We start from the raw sequence: 17,403 nt of genomic DNA, 5'->3' as shown, positions 1-17,403 counted from the left end.
CATGGGAGCATTGGAAGGGCGGGTCGCCGTCATCACCGGCGCCGGCCGCGGAATCGGCCGCGAGCATGCCCTGCTGTTCGCGGCGGAGGGCGCCAGTGTGGTCGTCAACGACCTGGGCGGAAGCAATACCGGAGATGGCACCGACGCCGGGCCCGCGCACGACGTGGTGGCCGAGATCAGGGCGGCCGGGGGCGCGGCGGTGGCCCACACCGACAGCGTTGCCAGCTGGAGCGGTGCGCACTCTCTGGTGCAGCAGGCGGTCGAGGAGTTCGGCCGCCTGGACATCGTGGTGAACAACGCCGGCATCCTGCGTGACGGTTTCATCCCGACGATGGAGGAGTCCGACTGGGATGCCGTGATCGCGGTGCACCTCAAGGGCCATTTCTCGGTGTTGCGCCACGCCGCGGCGTACTGGAAGGCGCAGTCCAAGGCCGGGGACCAGCCCAACGCCGCGGTGATCAACACCGCCTCGGGCTCCGGCACCACCATTCCCAACGCGGGACAGTGCAACTACGGGTCGGCCAAGGCCGCGATCGCCGCACTGACGCTGGTCGCCGCCGAGGAACTGGAGCGGTACGGCGTGCGCGTGAATGCCATCGCCCCGATCGCGCGCACCAGGCTGACGCTGGCCACACCCGGCATGGGTGCCTTGATGGCCGAACCCGAGGACGGCGGGGTCGATCTGTTCAGTCCGGCGAACATCTCCCCGCTGGTCGCCTATCTGGCGACCGAGAAATGCCCGGTCACCGGGCAGGTGTACGCCGTGCAGGGCGGCGCCATCTCCCAACTGCGCGGCTGGCACGATGTCGACACGATCGAGACCGACGGTCTGTGGCAGATCGACGACATTGCCGGCAGGCTGCCGTCATGATCGAGTGGTCCGACACCGATCTCATCATGCGAGACACGGTGCGCGAATTCATCGCCAAGGAGATCCGCCCACATCTGGACGGTTTGGAGACCGGCGAGTTGTCGCCGTACCCGTTCGCGCGCAAGCTTTTCAGTGAGTTCGGCCTGGACGCCATGGCCGCCGACGCGGTGAAGTCGATGCTGGACCGGCAGCGGGCCAAAGAGTCCGCGGCGGGCTCGGCAGAGCCACGGCAGGAGAAGTCGAAGCCCTCCGGTGGGGGACTGGGCGATATCGGCGCACAGGCGTCGATGGCCGCGGTGATGGTGGTCGAGTTGGCCGCGGTGAGCATCGGTCTGCTGAGTACCATCGGGGTCAGCCTGGGGCTGGGGGCGTCGACCATCATGAGCCGGGGCACGCTGGCCCAGAAGGAACGCTGGCTTCCCGAGTTGATGTCGCTGGAGAAGATCGCCGCATGGGCGATCACCGAACCGGATGCGGGGTCGGATGCCTTCGGCGGCATGAAGACCTACGTCAAACGCGCGGGTGACGGCAGCGGCGACTACATCCTCAACGGACAGAAGACGTTCATCACCAACGGTCCCGATGCCGACGTCCTGGTGGTCTACGCCAAGCTGGACGATGGCACCGACGTCGACCGCCGGGACCGCCCGGTCCTCACATTCGTGCTGGATTCGGGCATGCCGGGCCTCACCCAGGGCCGGGCGTTCAAAAAGATGGGCATGATGTCCTCGCCGACCGGAGAACTGTTCTTCGACAACGTCCGGCTCTCGCCAGACCGGTTGCTCGGTGAGACCGAAAGCCACGCCAGCGGCGACGGGCGCGACAGTGCCCGGGCGAATTTCGCCGCTGAACGGGTGGGCATTGCGTTGATGTCACTCGGAATCATCAACGAGTGCCATCGGCTCAGCCTGGACTATGCGCGAACCCGTGTACTCTGGGGTACCCCGATCTCGGCCTTCCAACTGATCCAGCTCAAGTTGGCGAAGATGGAGGTTGCCCGGATGAACGTGCAGAACATGGTGTTCCAGACGCTGGCGCGGCTGAAGGCGGGTTCGCTTCCGTCGCTGGCCGAGGCATCGGCGATCAAGCTGTACTCCTCGGAGGCCGCCACCGAGGTCGCCATGGAGGCCGTGCAACTGTTCGGCGGCAACGGCTATATGGCCGAATACCGTGTCGAGCAGCTTGCCCGCGATGCCAAGTCGTTGATGATCTATGCCGGCAGTAACGAGGTGCAGGTCACGCATATCGCGAAGGGCCTGCTCGCGGGATGATCGCGGAGTGTCCGGCCACCTTCAACGGTGTCGACACCCGCGTGCTATCGGTGCCGGGGGACGGCGCTGCGGTGGTGCTGTTACACGGTTACGCCGACAGCGCCGACACCTGGCGCGCAGTGCTCGCGTGCCTGGGTGAACAAGGGCGGCGCGCCGTCGCGGTGGATCTGCCCGGCTTCGGCCGGGCAGGCCCACGCGACCCGGGGCCACTGCTACCGCAGTTCGATGCCTTCGTCGATTCGCTTCTCGAGGAGACGGGTCCCGCACTGCTGGTGGGCAATTCGCTCGGGGCCGCGACCGCGGTCCGGGCGGCCGATCGGCGACCCCAGCTGGTTCGGGGTCTGGTGGCGATCGACGACCCGGTCAATGCCCGGCATTGGCTTGCGCGGCTTGCCCGCTACGGTGACATCCCGGCGCGGGTATGGCAGGAAGTGGCCCGTGTGCCGGTGCCATCCAGGGTGCTGCAATGGGTTGCGGCGCGCGCACTTCGGCAGGTGCTCTACGGTCCCGGGGCCACCTCGGACCCCGAGGTGCTGGCGTATTGGACCCAGCTGTTGGCCAGCGGATCCGAACTCGCTCACCTGGGGCGGTATGCCCTGCAATATGCCCGCGAAACCACAGCGGGGCATCAGGGTGTGTGCGTCAGCTGCCCCACGGTGGTGGTGCACGGAGCAAAGGATCGAATCATCCCTGTGCACGCCAGCAGACGACTACATCGACAGATTCCCGGCAGTGAGCTGGTGATATTGCCCCGCTCCGGACACTGCCCACAACTCGACGATCCCGAGACGGTGGCACGGCTGGTAGTCGGTTTGGAAGGTGTGAGGTGAAGAATCTTCTCCAGATCGTGTCCACTGCAACCGATCTCGGCGCGGCGGCGTTGGTGCTGCTACGCCGCGGACTGATGGATCCGCACCGGCCGGTGCAGGCGCTGCGTGCGTCGCGTTGGATGCGGCAGTACGGCGCGTTCGCCGGGCTGATACGGCACAGCGCCGCCCGGTACGGATCGGCGCCGGCACTGACCGACGAGCACGGAACCCTGACGTTCGCCGAACTGGAACGCCAATCGAATGCGCTGGCGCACGGGCTGTCTGCGCACGGCGTCGGACCCGGCGCGGTGATCGGGGTCCTCGCGCGTAACCACCGTGGATTGCTGTTGACGTTGTTCGCGGCAGGCCACACCGGGGCGCGGGTGGTCCTGTTGAACACCGGGTTCGCCGCTCCGCAGCTGGCCGACGTGTGTCGTCGGGAACGCGTCACCACCGTGATCGCCGACGAGGAGTTCACCGATCTGCTCGACGTCCTGGAACCGCGCGTGCTGCGCGTCCTCGGCTGGTCCGAGCGGGATTGTGGGCGACTGAGTTTGACGGCGATAGCCGCCGGCCAGCCCACGGACCCGCTGCCGGCGCCGGAGACGGTCGGTGCCATCGTGCTGCTCACCAGCGGGACCACCGGAACCCCCAAGGGTGCACCGCGCAACAGGGTCAGCCCGCTGCAGTCGGCTCAGTTGATCGACCGCATCCCGTGGCCCGCGCACGCGAGCTACTACGTGGCCGCTCCCATGTTCCACGCGACCGGATTGGCGACCTGCACCATGGGACTCGCGCTGGGCAGCCGGGTCATCCTGGCGCGCAGATTCGATCCTGTCGCGGCACTGGTCGCGATCGAACGACACCGGGTGCAGGCACTGATCGTGGTGCCCACCATGCTGACCCGCATCCTGGACCTCGGGCCAGATGTGCTGGCACGTTACGACACATCCTCGCTGCGGGTGGTGTTCGCCGCCGGCTCGGCGCTCTCTCCCGAGCTGTGCCGGCGGACGGCGGACGCCTTCGGTGACGTGCTGTACAACCTGTACGGCTCGACCGAGGTTGCGGTCGCGGCAGTGGCCACCCCCGAGGATCTGCGCGCGGCCCCGGGTACGGTGGGCCGGCCGCCGCTGGGGTGCACGATGGCCGCCTATGACGAGCGCCGCCGCAGGATCACCGAACCCGGTCGCACCGGCACGCTCTTCGTGTCCAGCGGGTTGAGCTTCCAGGGATACACCGACGGCGGGCAGAAAGAGTCGGTCGACGGATTGTTGTCCACGGGCGACACCGGTCATTTCGACGAAAGCGGCTTGTGGTTCGTCGACGGCCGCGATGACGACATGATCGTCTCCGGCGGCGAGAACGTCTTCCCGCTGGAGGTCGAGAACCTGCTCGCCGAGCACCCCGATGTGCTGGAGGCCGCCGTCGTCGGGGTCGGCGATGCGGAGTTCGGACAGCGGCTGCGCGCCTTCGTCGTTCGCAGCAGCGAGACCCTCGAATCCGACGATGTCCGGGCGTTCGTGCGATCCCAGTTGGCCCGCCACAAAGTCCCCCGCGATGTCGTCTTCATCGATCAGTTGCCGCGCAATGAAACCGGAAAGGTCCTGAAGAAGGTCCTGCAGGAGGAGTGCTCATGACCAGGATCCCGACAATGTCAGGTCGGGTGGTGGCCATCACCGGCGCCGCCCGGGGCATCGGCCGCGCCACCGGTGAGGCCTTTGCCCGCGCCGGGGCCCGGGTGGCGCTCGGGGATGTCGACGAGGCCCTGGTGGAGAAGACGGCGGCAGAACTTGCCGAGATCACCGGCGGGGTGGTCTGCGGACTGCGGCTCGATGTCACCGAGCCGACGACCTTCGCCGGCTTTCTGGACGAGACCGAAAGCCGGTTCGGGTCGCTGGACGTCCTGGTGAACAACGCCGGGATCATGCCGACGGGGGTCTTCGTCGAGGAATCCGACGAGATGACCGACCGGATCGTCGCCGTCAACCTGCGCGGTGTCCTGTACGGCTCAAAACTCGCCGCGGCGCGGATGCGCAATCGGGGCGGCCACATCGTCAACATCGCCTCCCTGGCGGGGGCGAGCGCCTTCCCGGGTTTGGCGACCTACTGCGCCACCAAGCACGCCGTGGTCGGTTTCACCGAAGCGCTGCACCTGGAACTGGCGGCCGAGGGTATCGGGGTCACCGCCGTGTTGCCGGGTGTGGTGCGCACCGAACTGTCGGCGGGCCACTCCGTGCCGGCCTGGGTTCGGCCGATCTCGGAGGTCGAACCTGCCGATGTGGCCGCGGCGATCGTCGCGGCCGTCCGCAGCGGTCGCCCGGTGGTGTCGGTGCCGCGCCAGCTCGGCGCGCTGGTCACCGTCGCGAATGCGTTGCCGGACCGCGTCCGGCACCGGATCATGCGCGCGACGCACTTCGACACGGCCTTCAGCGTCGTCGATGCGCAGTCTCGCGCGCAGTACCACCGCAGGCTGCAGGGATGAGCGCGGAGCACGACCCGAGAACCGGTACGAATGTCCCATATTCGGCCGGCTGTGGAACGCAAACCCCCTTATCAGGTTGCCGTCAGTTTCCGGCGGGTTTTATTAGCCAAATCCCAGGTTTTCGGCGAACTTTTGCCCAACGGCACGCGTTGGAACAGATATGAGCGCACATGCACCGGTTTGCGACCACCCGCTGTTCAACTACCAGCCCGCGTGGGCCAAGAACCGCGCCGCGACCGTCGGACACGTGACCCGTCACGCCACCCTGGCGGTCACGCCGGCGGCGCTGTGGTCGGTGCTCGCCGATCCGCGCACCTGGGCGGACTGGCTCACGGTGCACCAGCGCTGGGTGGCCGAGCCGCGCACACGTTTCGTGCCCGGCGCCCGGATGACCGCTGAGACGGTGATGCTCGGGGTGTCCAATATCGTCGAGTGGACGGTCGAATCGGCGATCGCGCCCGGGACGCTGGTGCTGATCGGCGCCGGCGAGTCCGGCATGCGGACGCGCCTGACGTTCTGGATCAGCCCGGCGCAGGAGGGGTCGCGGCTCACCGTCACCTCCGAGGTGGCCGGCGAGTTGCTGAGCGACGCCATCGTCGGAGCGATCGAGCAGGACGGTGCCGAGCAGCTCGACCGCAGCATCGCGTTGCTCGAAGACCTCGCGATCGTCGTGCCCGAGTCCGCCAACCGTCCGTCGCTGCGGCTCGTGCACTCGGCGTCCGACGCCGCCGAGGCGTCCCGGCTCACCGACGGTACGCACCTGAAGATGGTGCGTTAGACCACCCAGATCGCTTCCGCGGCAGGGCTTCCCAAGTCCACCGTGGTGACCGTCCCGTCCTCGTGAACCGCGCTGTGCACGGCCACCGAGATCATCCCGGCGAAATCCCGCCGCGCCACCACCTGCAGCCGGGAGTCCAACGCGATCCCGACGCTGTCGAAATAGCGCAGCATCTCGGGGTCGGCGTCCGAGATCCGGGCCACGGTGCCGTTCTCGCCGTCGGCGCAGACCGACAGCTGCCGTGCCGGCGGCGTGGGCACCCGCCCGTCGGGTGCCGGAATGGGATCGCCGTGCGGGTCGCGGGTGGGGTACCCGAGCTTGGCGTCGATCCGATCCAGCATCCGGTCGGATACCGCGTGTTCGAGGATCTCGGCCTCGTCGTGCACCTCGTCCCAGCCGTAACCGAGCTCGCGCACCAGGAATGTCTCCATCAGCCGGTGGCGGCGCACCATCGCCAGGGCGGCCTGCCGGCCCGCCTCGGTGAGGGTGACCGCGCCGTACTTCGCGTGATCGACCAGGCCCTGGTCGGCCAGCTTGCGGATGGACTCCGAGGCGGTACTCGCCGACACGCCGATGCGCTCGGCCAGGAGCTTCGTGCTGACCTTGTCCGGCGACCACTCCTGGGCCGTCCAGATCACTTTCAGGTAGTCCTGAGCAACCGTCGTCAAGTCCTGCGGGTTGCCGTTGGAGTCCACGGCTACCGAGTTTAGGCAATCTTTGCCTGATCCGGGTATCCAGAGCAGACGGCGCCGCTCGCGCGCCGTAGGCTTGCGGTCGTGCAGCGGTGGCGGGGCCGGGACGACATCCCCACAGACTGGGGCCGATGTGTCCTGACGATCGGCGTGTTCGACGGTGTGCACCGCGGGCATGCCGAGCTGATCAGTCATGCCGTGAAGTCCGGGCGATCGCGCGGAGTTCCCACGGTGCTGATGACCTTTGACCCGCATCCCATGGAAGTGGTGTTCCCGGGCAGCCATCCCGCGCAGCTCACCACCCTGACCCGCCGTGCCGAACTCGTCGAGGAAACCGGTATCGACGTCTTCCTGGTGATGCCGTTCACCGCCGACTTCATGAAGCTCACCCCCGAGCGCTATATCCACGAGCTGCTGGTCGAGAGCCTGCACGTGGTGGAGGTGGTGGTGGGGGAGAACTTCACCTTCGGCCGCAAGGCCGCCGGCAATGTGAATCTGCTGCGTAAGGCCGGCGAGCGGTTCGGGTTCGCCGTGGAAGGAATGACGCTGGTGTCCGAGGAGTTCGCCCGCGATGAGACCGTCACCTTCTCCTCGACCTACATCCGGTCCTGCGTGGATGCCGGCGACGTGGTCGCGGCCGCGGAGGCGCTGGGCCGGCCGCATCGGGTGGAAGGCGTCGTGGTGCGCGGTGACGGCAGGGGCCGGGTCCTCGGTTTCCCGACCGCCAACGTGGCACCGCCCATGCATTCGGCGATCCCCGCCGACGGGGTGTACGCGGCCTGGTTCACGGTGCTCGGGCACGGACCGGTGGTCGGCTCCGTAACCCCCGGTGAGCGCTATCAGGCCGCCGTGTCGGTGGGCACCAACCCGACATTCTCCGGACGCACCCGGACCGTCGAGGCCTTCGTGCTCGACGCCGAGGCCGATCTGTACGGCCAACATGTCGCCGTCGACTTCGTGGCGCGCATCCGCGGGCAGGAGAAGTTCGACTCGGTCGACGACCTGGTGGTGGCGATGGGGGCCGACACCGAGCGGGCCCGCACGATTCTCGGTTCGCACTGATGCCCTGCTAGTATCTGCTCCCGACCCAGCGCGCGCTGCAGTTCGCGGCGGCCGTGCTTTCGATAACCTTCGCGGACCTATTGTGATGGAGTTGTTTCGTGGCGCTCACAGCCGAACAGAAAAAAGAGATCCTCGGCCAGTACGGCCTGCATGACACCGATACCGGTTCGCCGGAGGCGCAGGTCGCCCTGCTGACCAAGCGGATCTCGGATCTCACCGAACACCTCAAGCTGCACAAGCACGATCACCACTCGCGGCGGGGGCTGCTGCTGTTGGTCGGTCGTCGGCGCCGGTTGCTCAAGTACGTCGCCCAGGTCGACGTCGAGCGTTACCGGTCGCTGATCGAGCGCCTCGGCCTGCGTCGCTGACACTGCGACTGGCGGCGTTGCTTGCCGCGAGCGTTCTCACGGGGGGACTCACCGGTTGTTCGTCGGCCGCTGCCGCCGCTTTTCAGGTCGGAGACTGCTTGAAAGTGGTCGGCACGCCCGACAAACCGGACGCCGTGAAGGCCCAATGCGGTAGCCCCGATTCGGCCTTCAAGGTGATCGCCACCGTCGCGGGCAGCGAGCAGTGCCCGTCGGATGTGGATTCGTACTACGCCACGCACAGCACCTTCAGCGACACCAGCAACACCGTCTGCATGGACATCGACTGGGTCGTGGGGCAGTGCATGAGCGTGGACCCCGACAACGGGCGGGATCCGGTGCGCGTGGACTGCGCCGATGCCACGCAGCCACACCGGCAGCGTGCCACCGAGATCCTGGCGGGTGTGGCCAACGCCGACCAGTGCCGCAGCGGTATCGGCTACCCGTATGACCAACGGCAGTTCACCGTGTGCGTCGAGGATGTCGATTGACGGCCGGTGAACTGGCCCGGTGTAGCATGGAATCGCTTTGGGCCCCCTGGTACGAACGCTTGTATGAATGGGGTTGCCCGAACAGGGTGCGGTTCGCGCAGTACCGCGCGCACCGTTCCCGCGCGTCACAGCAGTACCGCCTGATCGGGCGGTCTTCGGTAGTGGCTGCCGGGGTTCGTCCCCGGCAGCTTCGATCGACGGCCGTAGCCGAATTCAGGGAATCGCTGGCGCGTGACGACGCAAAACAGCTGAATACCCAGAAAGGCTGCTATGTCTGCAGTTGAAACTGACGAAGGCGTGTTCGAATCGACCGCCGTTATCGACAACGGGAGCTTCGGCACCCGCACCATCCGGTTCGAGACCGGCCGGCTGGCCCAGCAGGCCGCCGGTTCCGTCGTCGCCTACCTCGATGACGAGACCATGCTGCTGAGCGCCACCACGGCCAGCAAGTCTCCGAAGGACCATTTCGACTTCTTCCCGCTGACCATCGACGTCGAGGAGCGGATGTACGCGGCGGGCCGGATTCCCGGTTCGTTCTTCCGTCGCGAGGGTCGCCCCTCCACCGATGCGATCCTGACCTGCCGTCTGATCGACCGGCCGCTGCGCCCGACCTTCGTCTCGGGTCTGCGCAACGAGATCCAGGTCGTCGTCACCGTGCTGAGCTTGGACCCCAAGGATCTCTACGACGTGCTGGCGATCAACGCCGCGTCGGCGTCCACCCAGATCTCCGGCCTGCCGTTCTCCGGTCCGGTCGGCGGCGTGCGCGTCGCCCTCATCAATGGCCAGTGGGTGGCGTTCCCGACCGTCGAGCAGCTCGAGGGAGCGGTGTTCGACATGGTCGTCGCCGGCCGCAAGGCGGGCGATGACGTCGCCATCATGATGGTCGAGGCCGAGGCCACCGAGAACGTCATCGAGCTGGTCGCCGGCGGTGCCGGTGCGCCGACCGAGGCCGTCGTGGCCGAGGGCCTGGAGGCGGCCAAGCCGTTCATCGCCGCCCTGTGCACCGCCCAGGAGGAGTTGCACGCCGCCGCCGGTAAGGCGACCGTGGAATACCCGCTGTTCCCCGACTACCAGGACGACGTCTACGCGCAGGTCGCCGCCGTGGCCACCGATGCGCTGTCGGCGGCGCTGACCATCGCGGGCAAGGCCGAACGTGACGAGCGCACCGACGAGATCAAGGGTGAGGTGCTCGAGCGTCTGGCCGGCCAGTTCGAAGGCCGCGAGAAGGAGATCGGCGCCGCGTACCGCTCGCTGACCAAGAAGCTTGTGCGCCAGCGCATCCTGACCGACCACTTCCGCATCGACGGCCGTGGCGTCACCGATATCCGGGCGCTCTCCGCCGAGGTCGCCATCATCCCGCGGGCACATGGCAGCGCACTGTTCGAGCGTGGCGAGACCCAGATCATGGGCGTCACCACCCTCGACATGGTCAAGATGGCCCAGCAGATCGACTCGCTCGGCCCGGAGACCTCCAAGCGCTACATGCATCACTACAACTTCCCGCCGTACTCGACCGGTGAGACCGGCCGGGTCGGTTCGCCCAAGCGTCGCGAGATCGGCCACGGCGCGCTCGCCGAGCGTGCCCTGATGCCGGTTCTGCCGAGCGTCGAGGAGTTCCCGTACGCCATCCGCCAGGTCTCGGAAGCGTTGGGTTCCAACGGTTCCACCTCGATGGGCTCGGTGTGCGCCTCCACCCTGTCGCTGCTGAACGCCGGCGTGCCGCTCAAGGCCCCGGTCGCCGGTATCGCGATGGGACTGGTCTCCGACGATGTCGACGGGGAACGTAAGTTCGTCACCCTGACCGACATCCTGGGCGCCGAGGATGCCTTCGGCGATATGGACTTCAAGTGCGCAGGCACCAAGGACTTCGTCACCGCGCTGCAGCTGGACACCAAGCTCGACGGCATCCCGTCCAAGGTGCTTGCCGGTGCGCTGGCACAGGCCAAGGACGCGCGCATCACCATCCTCGAGGTGATGGCGGAGGCCATCGACACCCCCGATGAGATGAGCCCGTACGCCCCGCGGATCACCACCATCAAGGTGCCGGTCGACAAGATCGGTGAGGTCATCGGGCCCAAGGGCAAGATGATCAACTCGATCACCGAGGAGACCGGCGCGTCGATCTCCATCGAGGACGACGGCACCGTGTTCGTCGGCGCCAGCAACGGCGAGGCCGCCCAGGCCGCGATCGACAAGATCAATGCGATCGCCAACCCGCAGCTGCCCAAGGTCGGCGAGCGGTTCCTCGGCACGGTGGTGAAGACCACCGACTTCGGCGCCTTCGTCTCACTGCTGCCCGGTCGTGACGGCCTGGTGCACATCAGCAAGCTCGGCCGCGGCAAGCGCATCGCGAAGGTCGAGGATGTGGCCAAGGTCGGCGACAAACTGCGCGTGGAGATCGCCGATATCGACAACCGCGGCAAGATCTCGCTCGTGCTCGTCGCCGAGGACGAGGCAGCCGAGGCTCCCGTCGAGGCGCCCGCCGATGCCGCGACCGCTGACGCCTGAGCCAGCATTGCGCCGCGTGACCCGCGGTGCCGACACCTCCGAGGCAGTGCGGGTGACCGCACTGCCCGGAGGGTTGCGGGTGGTCACCGAATTCATCCCCGCGGTGCACTCGGCCTCGGTCGGTGTCTGGGTGGGCGTCGGTTCGCGCGACGAGGGAACCTCGGTCGCGGGCGCCGCGCACTTCCTGGAACATCTGCTGTTCAAGTCGACGCCGACCCGCAGCGCGGTGGATATCGCGCAGGCCGTCGACGCGATCGGCGGTGAGCTGAACGCGTTCACCGCCCGCGAACACACGTGCTACTACGCGCACGTGCTCGATTCCGATCTGGAACTGGCCGTCGATCTGGTGGCCGATGTCGTGCTGCGCGGACAGTGCGCGGCCGACGATGTCGAGATCGAGCGTGATGTCGTGCTCGAGGAGATCGCCATGCGCGATGACGACCCCGAGGACACCCTGGGCGACGTCTTCCTGTCGGCGATGTTCGGTACCCATCCGGTGGGTCGGCCCGTCATCGGCAGTGTCGACTCGATCTCGGCGATGACCCGTACCCAGCTGCATTCGTTTCATCAGCGGCGCTACACCCCGGAGCGGATGATCCTGGCAGTGGCCGGCAATATCGACCACGACGAGGTCGTGGCGCTGGCACGGGAGTACTTCGGACCGCGTCTGGTGCGTGGGCGCACCGCGGTACCGCACCGCAAGGGCACTGGGCGGGTGGCCGGCAAACCCGGCCTGCAGCTGGTCAACAAGGACGCCGAGCAGACCCATCTGTCGCTGGGGGTTCGAACCCCGGGTCGGCACTGGGAGCATCGCTGGGCGCTGTCGGTGCTCAATTCTGCGCTCGGCGGTGGCCTGAGTTCGCGGTTGTTCCAACAGATCCGGGAAACCCGTGGGCTGGCGTACTCGGTGTACTCCACGATCGACACGTTCTCCGACACCGGCGCGTTCTCGGTGTACGCGGCGTGCCTGCCGGAGCGCTTCGACGAGGTCGTCCGGGTGGCGACCGATGTGCTGGACGAGGTGGCGCGTGACGGCATCACCGAAGCCGAATGCCGGATCGCCAAGGGATCATTGCGTGGCGGCCTGGTCCTGGGCCTGGAGGACTCCGCGTCGCGGATGCACCGGATCGGTCGCAGCGAACTCAACTACGGGCAGCACCGCACCATCGCGCAGACGCTCGACCTGATCGACGCGGTCAGCCTCGAGGAGGTCAACAGTGTCGCGCGCCGGTTGCTGACGAGGCCGGTGGGCGCGGCGGTGCTGGGGCCACATCGGTCCAACAAGTCGCTGCCGCAGCGACTTCGGAACATCGCGGGGTAGATGGGTAGGCTCGGGGGATGCTCCTGTCGCGACGAAGAGTTCTGTTCGGCGGTATGACATTGGCGGCGGCAGGGGCGCTGGTCGGCTGCGGGGACGAATCCGCGCTGGCCGCTCCGGCGCCGACCCTCGAAGAGCGGATCCGTGAGCTGGAGGCACGTCACAACGCCTTCATCGGTCTGTACGCGGCCAATCTGCAGTCCGGTCTCGTGGTGGACAATCGCGCCGACGAGCCCTTCGCGCTGTGTTCGACATTCAAGACCTATGCGGCCGCGCGGGTGCTGCGAGGTGTCGCCGACGGCGAATTCAGCTTGGATCAACCCATTTTCGTGCCGCCCGAGGGCGTGTTGCCGAACTCCCCGGTGACCGGCGAGCGGCTGGGTCAGCAGATGACGCTGGCCGAGCTGTCGCAGGCGGCCCTGCAGCGCAGTGACAACCTCGCGGCCAATCTGCTGTTGGAGGCCATCGGCGGCCCGCAGGCCATCACCGCGTTCGCCCGCAGCATCGGCGATGACCGCACCCGGTTGGACCGCTGGGAGATCGAGCTGAACTCGGCGATACCAGGCGATCCGCGTGACACCACCACACCGCGGGCGCTGGCGACCGGCTACCGCAACCTGTTGGCCGGTGAGGCGTTACCGCCCGCCCAGCGTGAACTGCTCGAGGGGTGGATGCGTGCCAACCAGACCTCCAGCATGCGTGCCGGCCTGCCGCCGGGCTGGACCACCGCCGACAAGACCGGTAGTGGTGACTACGCGACCACCAACGATTCCGGCGTGGCGTACGGGCCCGACGGTGCCCGGGTGCTGCTGACCATCATGACCCGGACGCAATCGGCCGATTCCGACGCCGAAGGCCTGCGACCGCTGATCGGCGAGGTTGCGGCGCTGGTGGTGCCGCACCTGCTGGGCCGGCGGTAGAGATACGCGTCGCCCGGCCGAATTGCTTCAGCCGGGCGACGGTGGGGGCCGGCGGTCAGACCAGCAGGCTTGCGGGGTCGGTGAACGGCAGACCCAGGTCGGCGGCCACCTGCTCGGACAGCAGTGCACCGTCATGGGTGGACAGGCCCTTGGCCAATGCGGGGTCGGCCGCACACGCGTCCTGCCAACCCTTGTCGGCCAGTTTCAGCACGTAGGGCATGGTCGCGTTGGTGAGCGCGTAGGTCGATGTGCGGGGCACAGCACCCGGCATGTTCGCCACGCAGTAGAACACGGTGTCGTGCACCGCGAATGTCGGATCATCGTGGGTGGTGGGCCGTGAATCCTCGAAGCAGCCCCCCTGGTCGATGGCGATATCCACCAGCACCGCACCGGATTTCATCTGCGCCACGGTCGCGTTGGTGACCAGCTTGGGTGCCTTGGCGCCGGGCACCAGCACCGCGCCGATGACCAGGTCGGCCTGTTTGACGGCATCCTCCAGATCCAGGCTCGACGAGTAGCGGGTTTCGATGGCGCCGCCGTACTCGGCGTCGATCTTGCGCAGGATGTTGATGTTGAGGTCGAACACGGTGACGTGCGCGCCCATGCCCCACGCCACGGCGGCCGCATTGTCACCGGCCATACCGCCACCGATGACCACGACCTTGGCCGGGGCGACACCGGGAACGCCGCCCATCAGGACACCGCGGCCACCCTGGGTGCGCATCAGATGGTAGGCGCCCACCTGGGCGGCCAGCCGTCCGGCGACCTCACTCATCGGGGCGAGCAGCGGCAGCGCGATCGAGCCATCTGAGCCGGTGGTCTGCACCGTCTCATACGCGATGGACGTCGTGCCGGAGGCCAGCAGCGCGTCGGTGCACGGCTTGGACGCGGCCAGGTGCAGATAGGTGAACAGCGTCTGGCCCTTGCGCAACCGCGGGTATTCGGCCTCGATCGGCTCCTTCACCTTGAGCAGAAGGTCGGCCTCGGCCCACACCTGTTCGGCGGTGGCGGCGATCTGGGCCCCGGCGGCCTTGAAATCGTTGTCGGAGATGGCAGAACCGTCACCCGCGCCGGCCTGGACGACGACGTCATGGCCCCGCCGGGTCAACTCGGCAACCCCGGCCGGGGTGATGGCGACGCGGTATTCGTTGTTCTTGATCTCGGTCGGGATGCCGACGAGCATGATCGCTCCTTGCGATTGAATCCTGGCGTGTGAACGTGTGAAGTGGTGTCCCAATTGTGAAGAAAATCCGGAAGCAAGGCAATAAGTACGGCGAGACTTCGCTAGAATCGCGCTGTGAATGAACAATCATCGATCCCGAAGGCGCGCCTGGCGTCCGCGCCGAAGGATGTTCGGCGGGCCGAGCTCGATGACGTCGACCGGCGGATGCTGCTCGCGCTGCACGCGGATGCCCGCATCTCCAACAGCGCGCTGGCCGAGGCGGTCGGCATCGCACCGTCGACCTGTCACGGGCGATTGCGGCGATTGCAGGATCTTGGTGTGATCCGGGGTTTCTTCACCGATATCGACCCATCGGCGGTCGGCCTGACCCTGCAGGCGATGATCTCGGTGAGCCTGAATTCCACCGCCCGTGGCCGGATCCGCGATTTCATTCAGCAGATCCGGCGGCGGCCGCAGGTGATGAACGTGTACTTCCTGGCCGGCGGTGACGATTTCATCCTGCACGTCGCGGCCCGTGATACCGAGGATCTGCGGGCCTTCGTGGTCGAGAACCTCAACGCCGACGCCGATGTGGCCGGCACACAGACCTCATTGATCTTCGAGCATCTTCGCGGGGCCTCCCCGCTGTGAGCGTCGAGGGCGACCTGGACAGGCTCTATGGCGCGCCGCCCCAGGAGTTCGTCGCGCTGCGCAAGACGCTGGCGGGTGCGGCCAGGCGGCGCGGCGATGCCGAGGGAGCCCGGGTGCTTGCCGCGGCCCGGCGCCCGACGGTGGCCGCCTGGGTGGTCAACACGCTCGTGCGCGCGGATCCGGCCGCGAAGACCCGGCTGGTGCAGCTGAACACTCAGCTGCGGGCCGCACACGCGGCGATGGACGGCACCAGGATCCGCGAATTGTCGGCGGCTCAGCGGACATTGGTAAGTGAGCTGGCGCGTGCCGGTTTCGCGGCGGCCGGAGTGTCGGACCCGTCGGCGGCGGTCCGCGAGGACGTGATCGGCACGCTGCAGGCGGCGATCGCCGATCCGGAGATCGCGGCGCGGCTCGGCAGGCTGGACAAGGCGCAGGAGTGGTCGGGTTTCGGCGATTTCGGCGCCCCGGCCGAGGTCGCTGCCGCACCGGAACAGAAGCTCGATCGTCGCGCCGCCGAGACGCGGCGGCGCGCGCTGGCCGCGGCACGGCGTGCGCACGACGACGCCGTGGCGGCGGTATCGGACCGGACTACCGCCGTGGCGACGGCTCGCCGTCGATACGAGGAACTGTTGCAGCGGCTCAGCGCCGCGGAGCGGGCCGTGGACAGGGCAGTACAAGAGCTCCAGGACGCGAATGGCAGTCTCGCCGCCGCTGATGCGGCGCTCGCCGCGCTCACGGGCGAGTCGCCGATCTGAGCGCGGCCGGCGATTCAGTGAAGAGGACGGGCGAATTCCCGCAGCCAGTCAAACCATGCCGGCATGCCGGCCCCGGTGCGGGCACTCACCGGAAGCACCAAGGCGTCCGGGTTGACCCGACGTACGTGGTCGGTATAGGTCGCGATATCGGCGTCCAGATGCGGTTCGAGGTCGATCTTGTTGAGCAGCACCACGTCCACCGATCGGAACATGACCGGGTACTTCAGCGGTTTGTCCTCCCCTTCGGTGAGCGAATAGACCATCACCTTGGCGTGTTCCCCGACGTCGAACTCGGCGGGGCAGACCAGATTTCCGACATTTTCGATGATCACGAGATCGAGGTCGGCCAGCTCAAGTCCGGTCAGTGCGCGGTTCACCATCGGCGCATCCAGATGACATTCGCCACCAAAACCGTTGCTGGTGTTCAGAAGTGATACCTGGGCGCCGCGGCCTGCGAGTTTCGCGGCATCGAGGTCGGTCGCGATATCACCCTCGATCACACCGACGGAGATCTCGCCGCGGAGTTCTTCGAGTGTGGCCGCGAGCACCGTGGTTTTGCCCGAACCCGGTGAACTCATCAGGTTGAGCGCACGCACACCGTTGCGCTCGAAGGCGGCCCGGTTGATATCGGCCCGCACGTCGTTCTCGGCGAAGATCGACTCCAGCACCTCGATCCGCGCCGAGCCGGTGTCATACCCGCTGTGGTCACCGTGTTCATGCTCATGCTCATGCTCATGCTGACCGTCGTGGTGATGGCTGTGCACGGTGCCATCGTCGTGGCGGTGGAATCTACCCATTGTGAACACCTTCCGTCGACGCGAGACCGGGGAGGTCCCCGAGCTCGATCGATGTGACCAGAAACTCGTTGCCGCGCACGATCTCGACATCGGCGCTGCCGCACGGCGGGCAGGCGACGGAGAACCGCGATGTGATCTGAGAACCTGCCCCGCACGCCCGGCAGGACACCTGGGCGGGCACCAGGTCCAGTTCCAGCTCGGCCTCGGTCAGGTCCTCGAAGTCGCGCAGCAGCGTCCAGCTGAATGCCAACGCCTCGGGCACCACCTGACGCAGCGCGCCGACCTGAACCCGAACGACGCTCACCGGTCGACCGGCGGCGTGGGATTTCACGACACCGGCTATTGCTCGACACAGCGACAGTTCATGCACAGTCAGGTGCCATCGATCCTCATTCGTCGTTTGATACCGCGCACTGTAATCCTCGATGGGATTCGCCGATAGCGGAACCGGCACGGACAAACGGGACTAGC

18 protein-coding genes are annotated in these 17,403 nt (G+C 67.3%); 14 read left to right on the top strand and 4 right to left on the bottom strand.

Annotated features, from left to right (window positions below; genetic code table 11):
• The first annotated feature begins 1 nt into the window (after position 1).
• The 6 genes from A7U43_RS19190 (at position 2) to A7U43_RS19165 (ending at position 6,211) form a co-directional block, all read left to right on the top strand.
• Positions 2-871, top strand: a complete 870-nt coding sequence (locus A7U43_RS19190) for an SDR family oxidoreductase (RefSeq protein ID WP_067998447.1) — start codon at positions 2-4, stop codon at positions 869-871.
• Positions 868-2,142: an acyl-CoA dehydrogenase family protein gene (locus A7U43_RS19185; RefSeq protein WP_067998444.1), complete on the top strand. Its 1,275-nt coding sequence runs from the start codon at positions 868-870 to the stop codon at positions 2,140-2,142. The genes A7U43_RS19190 and A7U43_RS19185 overlap by 4 nt, the downstream gene beginning before the upstream one ends.
• A complete protein-coding gene (locus A7U43_RS19180) occupies positions 2,139-2,972 on the top strand; it encodes an alpha/beta fold hydrolase (RefSeq protein ID WP_067998442.1) in 834 nt (277 codons plus the stop codon). The genes A7U43_RS19185 and A7U43_RS19180 overlap by 4 nt, the downstream gene beginning before the upstream one ends.
• Positions 2,969-4,588, top strand: coding sequence for an acyl-CoA synthetase (locus A7U43_RS19175; protein WP_067998440.1), 1,620 nt, complete (start codon positions 2,969-2,971; stop codon positions 4,586-4,588). The genes A7U43_RS19180 and A7U43_RS19175 overlap by 4 nt, the downstream gene beginning before the upstream one ends.
• Positions 4,585-5,433, top strand: coding sequence for an SDR family oxidoreductase (locus A7U43_RS19170; RefSeq protein WP_067998438.1), 849 nt, complete (start codon positions 4,585-4,587; stop codon positions 5,431-5,433). The genes A7U43_RS19175 and A7U43_RS19170 overlap by 4 nt, the downstream gene beginning before the upstream one ends.
• 160 nt (positions 5,434-5,593) lie before the next feature.
• Positions 5,594-6,211: a type II toxin-antitoxin system Rv0910 family toxin gene (locus A7U43_RS19165; protein WP_067998436.1), complete on the top strand. Its 618-nt coding sequence runs from the start codon at positions 5,594-5,596 to the stop codon at positions 6,209-6,211.
• Here the strand turns inward: A7U43_RS19165 and mntR are convergent.
• Positions 6,208-6,906 (bottom strand): manganese-binding transcriptional regulator MntR, encoded by a 699-nt coding sequence (mntR, locus tag A7U43_RS19160; RefSeq protein WP_067998434.1) that lies wholly within the window; start codon positions 6,904-6,906, stop codon positions 6,208-6,210. The two genes, A7U43_RS19165 and mntR, sit on opposite strands and share 4 nt — an antisense overlap.
• Positions 6,907-6,987: 81 nt before the next feature.
• Here mntR and A7U43_RS19155 point away from each other — a divergent pair, with 81 nt between their 5' ends.
• The 6 genes from A7U43_RS19155 (at position 6,988) to bla (ending at position 13,567) form a co-directional block, all read left to right on the top strand.
• Positions 6,988-7,965, top strand: coding sequence for a bifunctional riboflavin kinase/FAD synthetase (locus tag A7U43_RS19155; RefSeq protein WP_067998432.1), 978 nt, complete (start codon positions 6,988-6,990; stop codon positions 7,963-7,965).
• 98 nt (positions 7,966-8,063) lie between these two features.
• Positions 8,064-8,333 (top strand): 30S ribosomal protein S15, encoded by a 270-nt coding sequence (gene rpsO, locus A7U43_RS19150; RefSeq protein ID WP_024454057.1) that lies wholly within the window; start codon positions 8,064-8,066, stop codon positions 8,331-8,333.
• 2 nt (positions 8,334-8,335) lie between these two features.
• Positions 8,336-8,821, top strand: a complete 486-nt coding sequence (gene lppU / locus A7U43_RS19145) for an LppU family putative lipoprotein (RefSeq protein ID WP_156525961.1) — start codon at positions 8,336-8,338, stop codon at positions 8,819-8,821.
• A 270-nt stretch (positions 8,822-9,091) separates the two neighbouring features.
• Positions 9,092-11,329: a polyribonucleotide nucleotidyltransferase gene (locus A7U43_RS19140; protein WP_067998428.1), complete on the top strand. Its 2,238-nt coding sequence runs from the start codon at positions 9,092-9,094 to the stop codon at positions 11,327-11,329.
• Complete coding sequence (locus A7U43_RS19135) at positions 11,307-12,650, top strand: M16 family metallopeptidase (protein WP_067998427.1); 1,344 nt, start codon at positions 11,307-11,309, stop codon at positions 12,648-12,650. Before A7U43_RS19140 ends, A7U43_RS19135 begins: the two co-directional genes overlap by 23 nt.
• A 17-nt stretch (positions 12,651-12,667) precedes the next feature.
• On the top strand, positions 12,668-13,567 hold the full coding sequence (gene bla, locus A7U43_RS19130) for a class A beta-lactamase (RefSeq protein ID WP_067998425.1): 900 nt from the start codon (positions 12,668-12,670) through the stop codon (positions 13,565-13,567).
• Positions 13,568-13,622: 55 nt separating this feature from the next.
• Here the strand turns inward: bla and ald are convergent, their stop codons facing one another.
• Entirely contained in the window at positions 13,623-14,750 is a 1,128-nt protein-coding gene (gene ald, locus A7U43_RS19125) for an alanine dehydrogenase (protein ID WP_067998423.1), read from the bottom strand.
• 114 nt (positions 14,751-14,864) lie between these two features.
• Between ald and aldR the strand changes: the two genes are divergently transcribed.
• Both aldR and A7U43_RS19115 read left to right on the top strand, forming a co-directional pair.
• Entirely contained in the window at positions 14,865-15,380 is a 516-nt protein-coding gene (gene aldR, locus A7U43_RS19120; protein ID WP_067998421.1) for an HTH-type transcriptional regulator AldR, read from the top strand.
• Positions 15,377-16,135, top strand: a complete 759-nt coding sequence (locus tag A7U43_RS19115) for a hypothetical protein (protein WP_067998419.1) — start codon at positions 15,377-15,379, stop codon at positions 16,133-16,135. Before aldR ends, A7U43_RS19115 begins: the two co-directional genes overlap by 4 nt.
• Positions 16,136-16,149: 14 nt before the next feature.
• Here A7U43_RS19115 and hypB read toward each other — a convergent pair whose 3' ends face one another.
• Positions 16,150-16,932: a hydrogenase nickel incorporation protein HypB gene (hypB, locus tag A7U43_RS19110; protein ID WP_067998417.1), complete on the bottom strand. Its 783-nt coding sequence runs from the start codon at positions 16,930-16,932 to the stop codon at positions 16,150-16,152.
• Positions 16,925-17,302 carry a hydrogenase maturation nickel metallochaperone HypA gene (locus A7U43_RS19105; RefSeq protein ID WP_067998415.1) on the bottom strand — a complete coding sequence of 126 codons (378 nt, stop codon included), beginning with the start codon at positions 17,300-17,302 and terminating at the stop codon, positions 16,925-16,927. The genes hypB and A7U43_RS19105 overlap by 8 nt, the downstream gene beginning before the upstream one ends.
• Positions 17,303-17,403: the final 101 nt, after the last annotated feature.

The organism is Mycobacterium adipatum, from assembly GCF_001644575.1.
In the GTDB taxonomy this organism is placed as follows: Bacteria; Actinomycetota; Actinomycetes; order Mycobacteriales; family Mycobacteriaceae; genus Mycobacterium; species Mycobacterium adipatum.
This window is presented reverse-complemented; position numbering and strand designations above follow the sequence as displayed.

Coding starts and splice junctions, on each gene's coding strand:
- A7U43_RS19140 (WP_067998428.1), top strand. CDS start 9,092: ATGTCTGCAGTTGAAACTGACGAAGGCGTGTTCGAATCGACCGCCGTT.
- hypB (WP_067998417.1), bottom strand. CDS start 16,932: ATGGGTAGATTCCACCGCCACGACGATGGCACCGTGCACAGCCATCAC.
- A7U43_RS19180 (WP_067998442.1), top strand. CDS start 2,139: ATGATCGCGGAGTGTCCGGCCACCTTCAACGGTGTCGACACCCGCGTG.
- A7U43_RS19185 (WP_067998444.1), top strand. CDS start 868: ATGATCGAGTGGTCCGACACCGATCTCATCATGCGAGACACGGTGCGC.
- A7U43_RS19165 (WP_067998436.1), top strand. CDS start 5,594: ATGAGCGCACATGCACCGGTTTGCGACCACCCGCTGTTCAACTACCAG.
- bla (WP_067998425.1), top strand. CDS start 12,668: ATGCTCCTGTCGCGACGAAGAGTTCTGTTCGGCGGTATGACATTGGCG.
- A7U43_RS19170 (WP_067998438.1), top strand. CDS start 4,585: ATGACCAGGATCCCGACAATGTCAGGTCGGGTGGTGGCCATCACCGGC.
- A7U43_RS19190 (WP_067998447.1), top strand. CDS start 2: ATGGGAGCATTGGAAGGGCGGGTCGCCGTCATCACCGGCGCCGGCCGC.
- A7U43_RS19135 (WP_067998427.1), top strand. CDS start 11,307: ATGCCGCGACCGCTGACGCCTGAGCCAGCATTGCGCCGCGTGACCCGC.
- ald (WP_067998423.1), bottom strand. CDS start 14,750: ATGCTCGTCGGCATCCCGACCGAGATCAAGAACAACGAATACCGCGTC.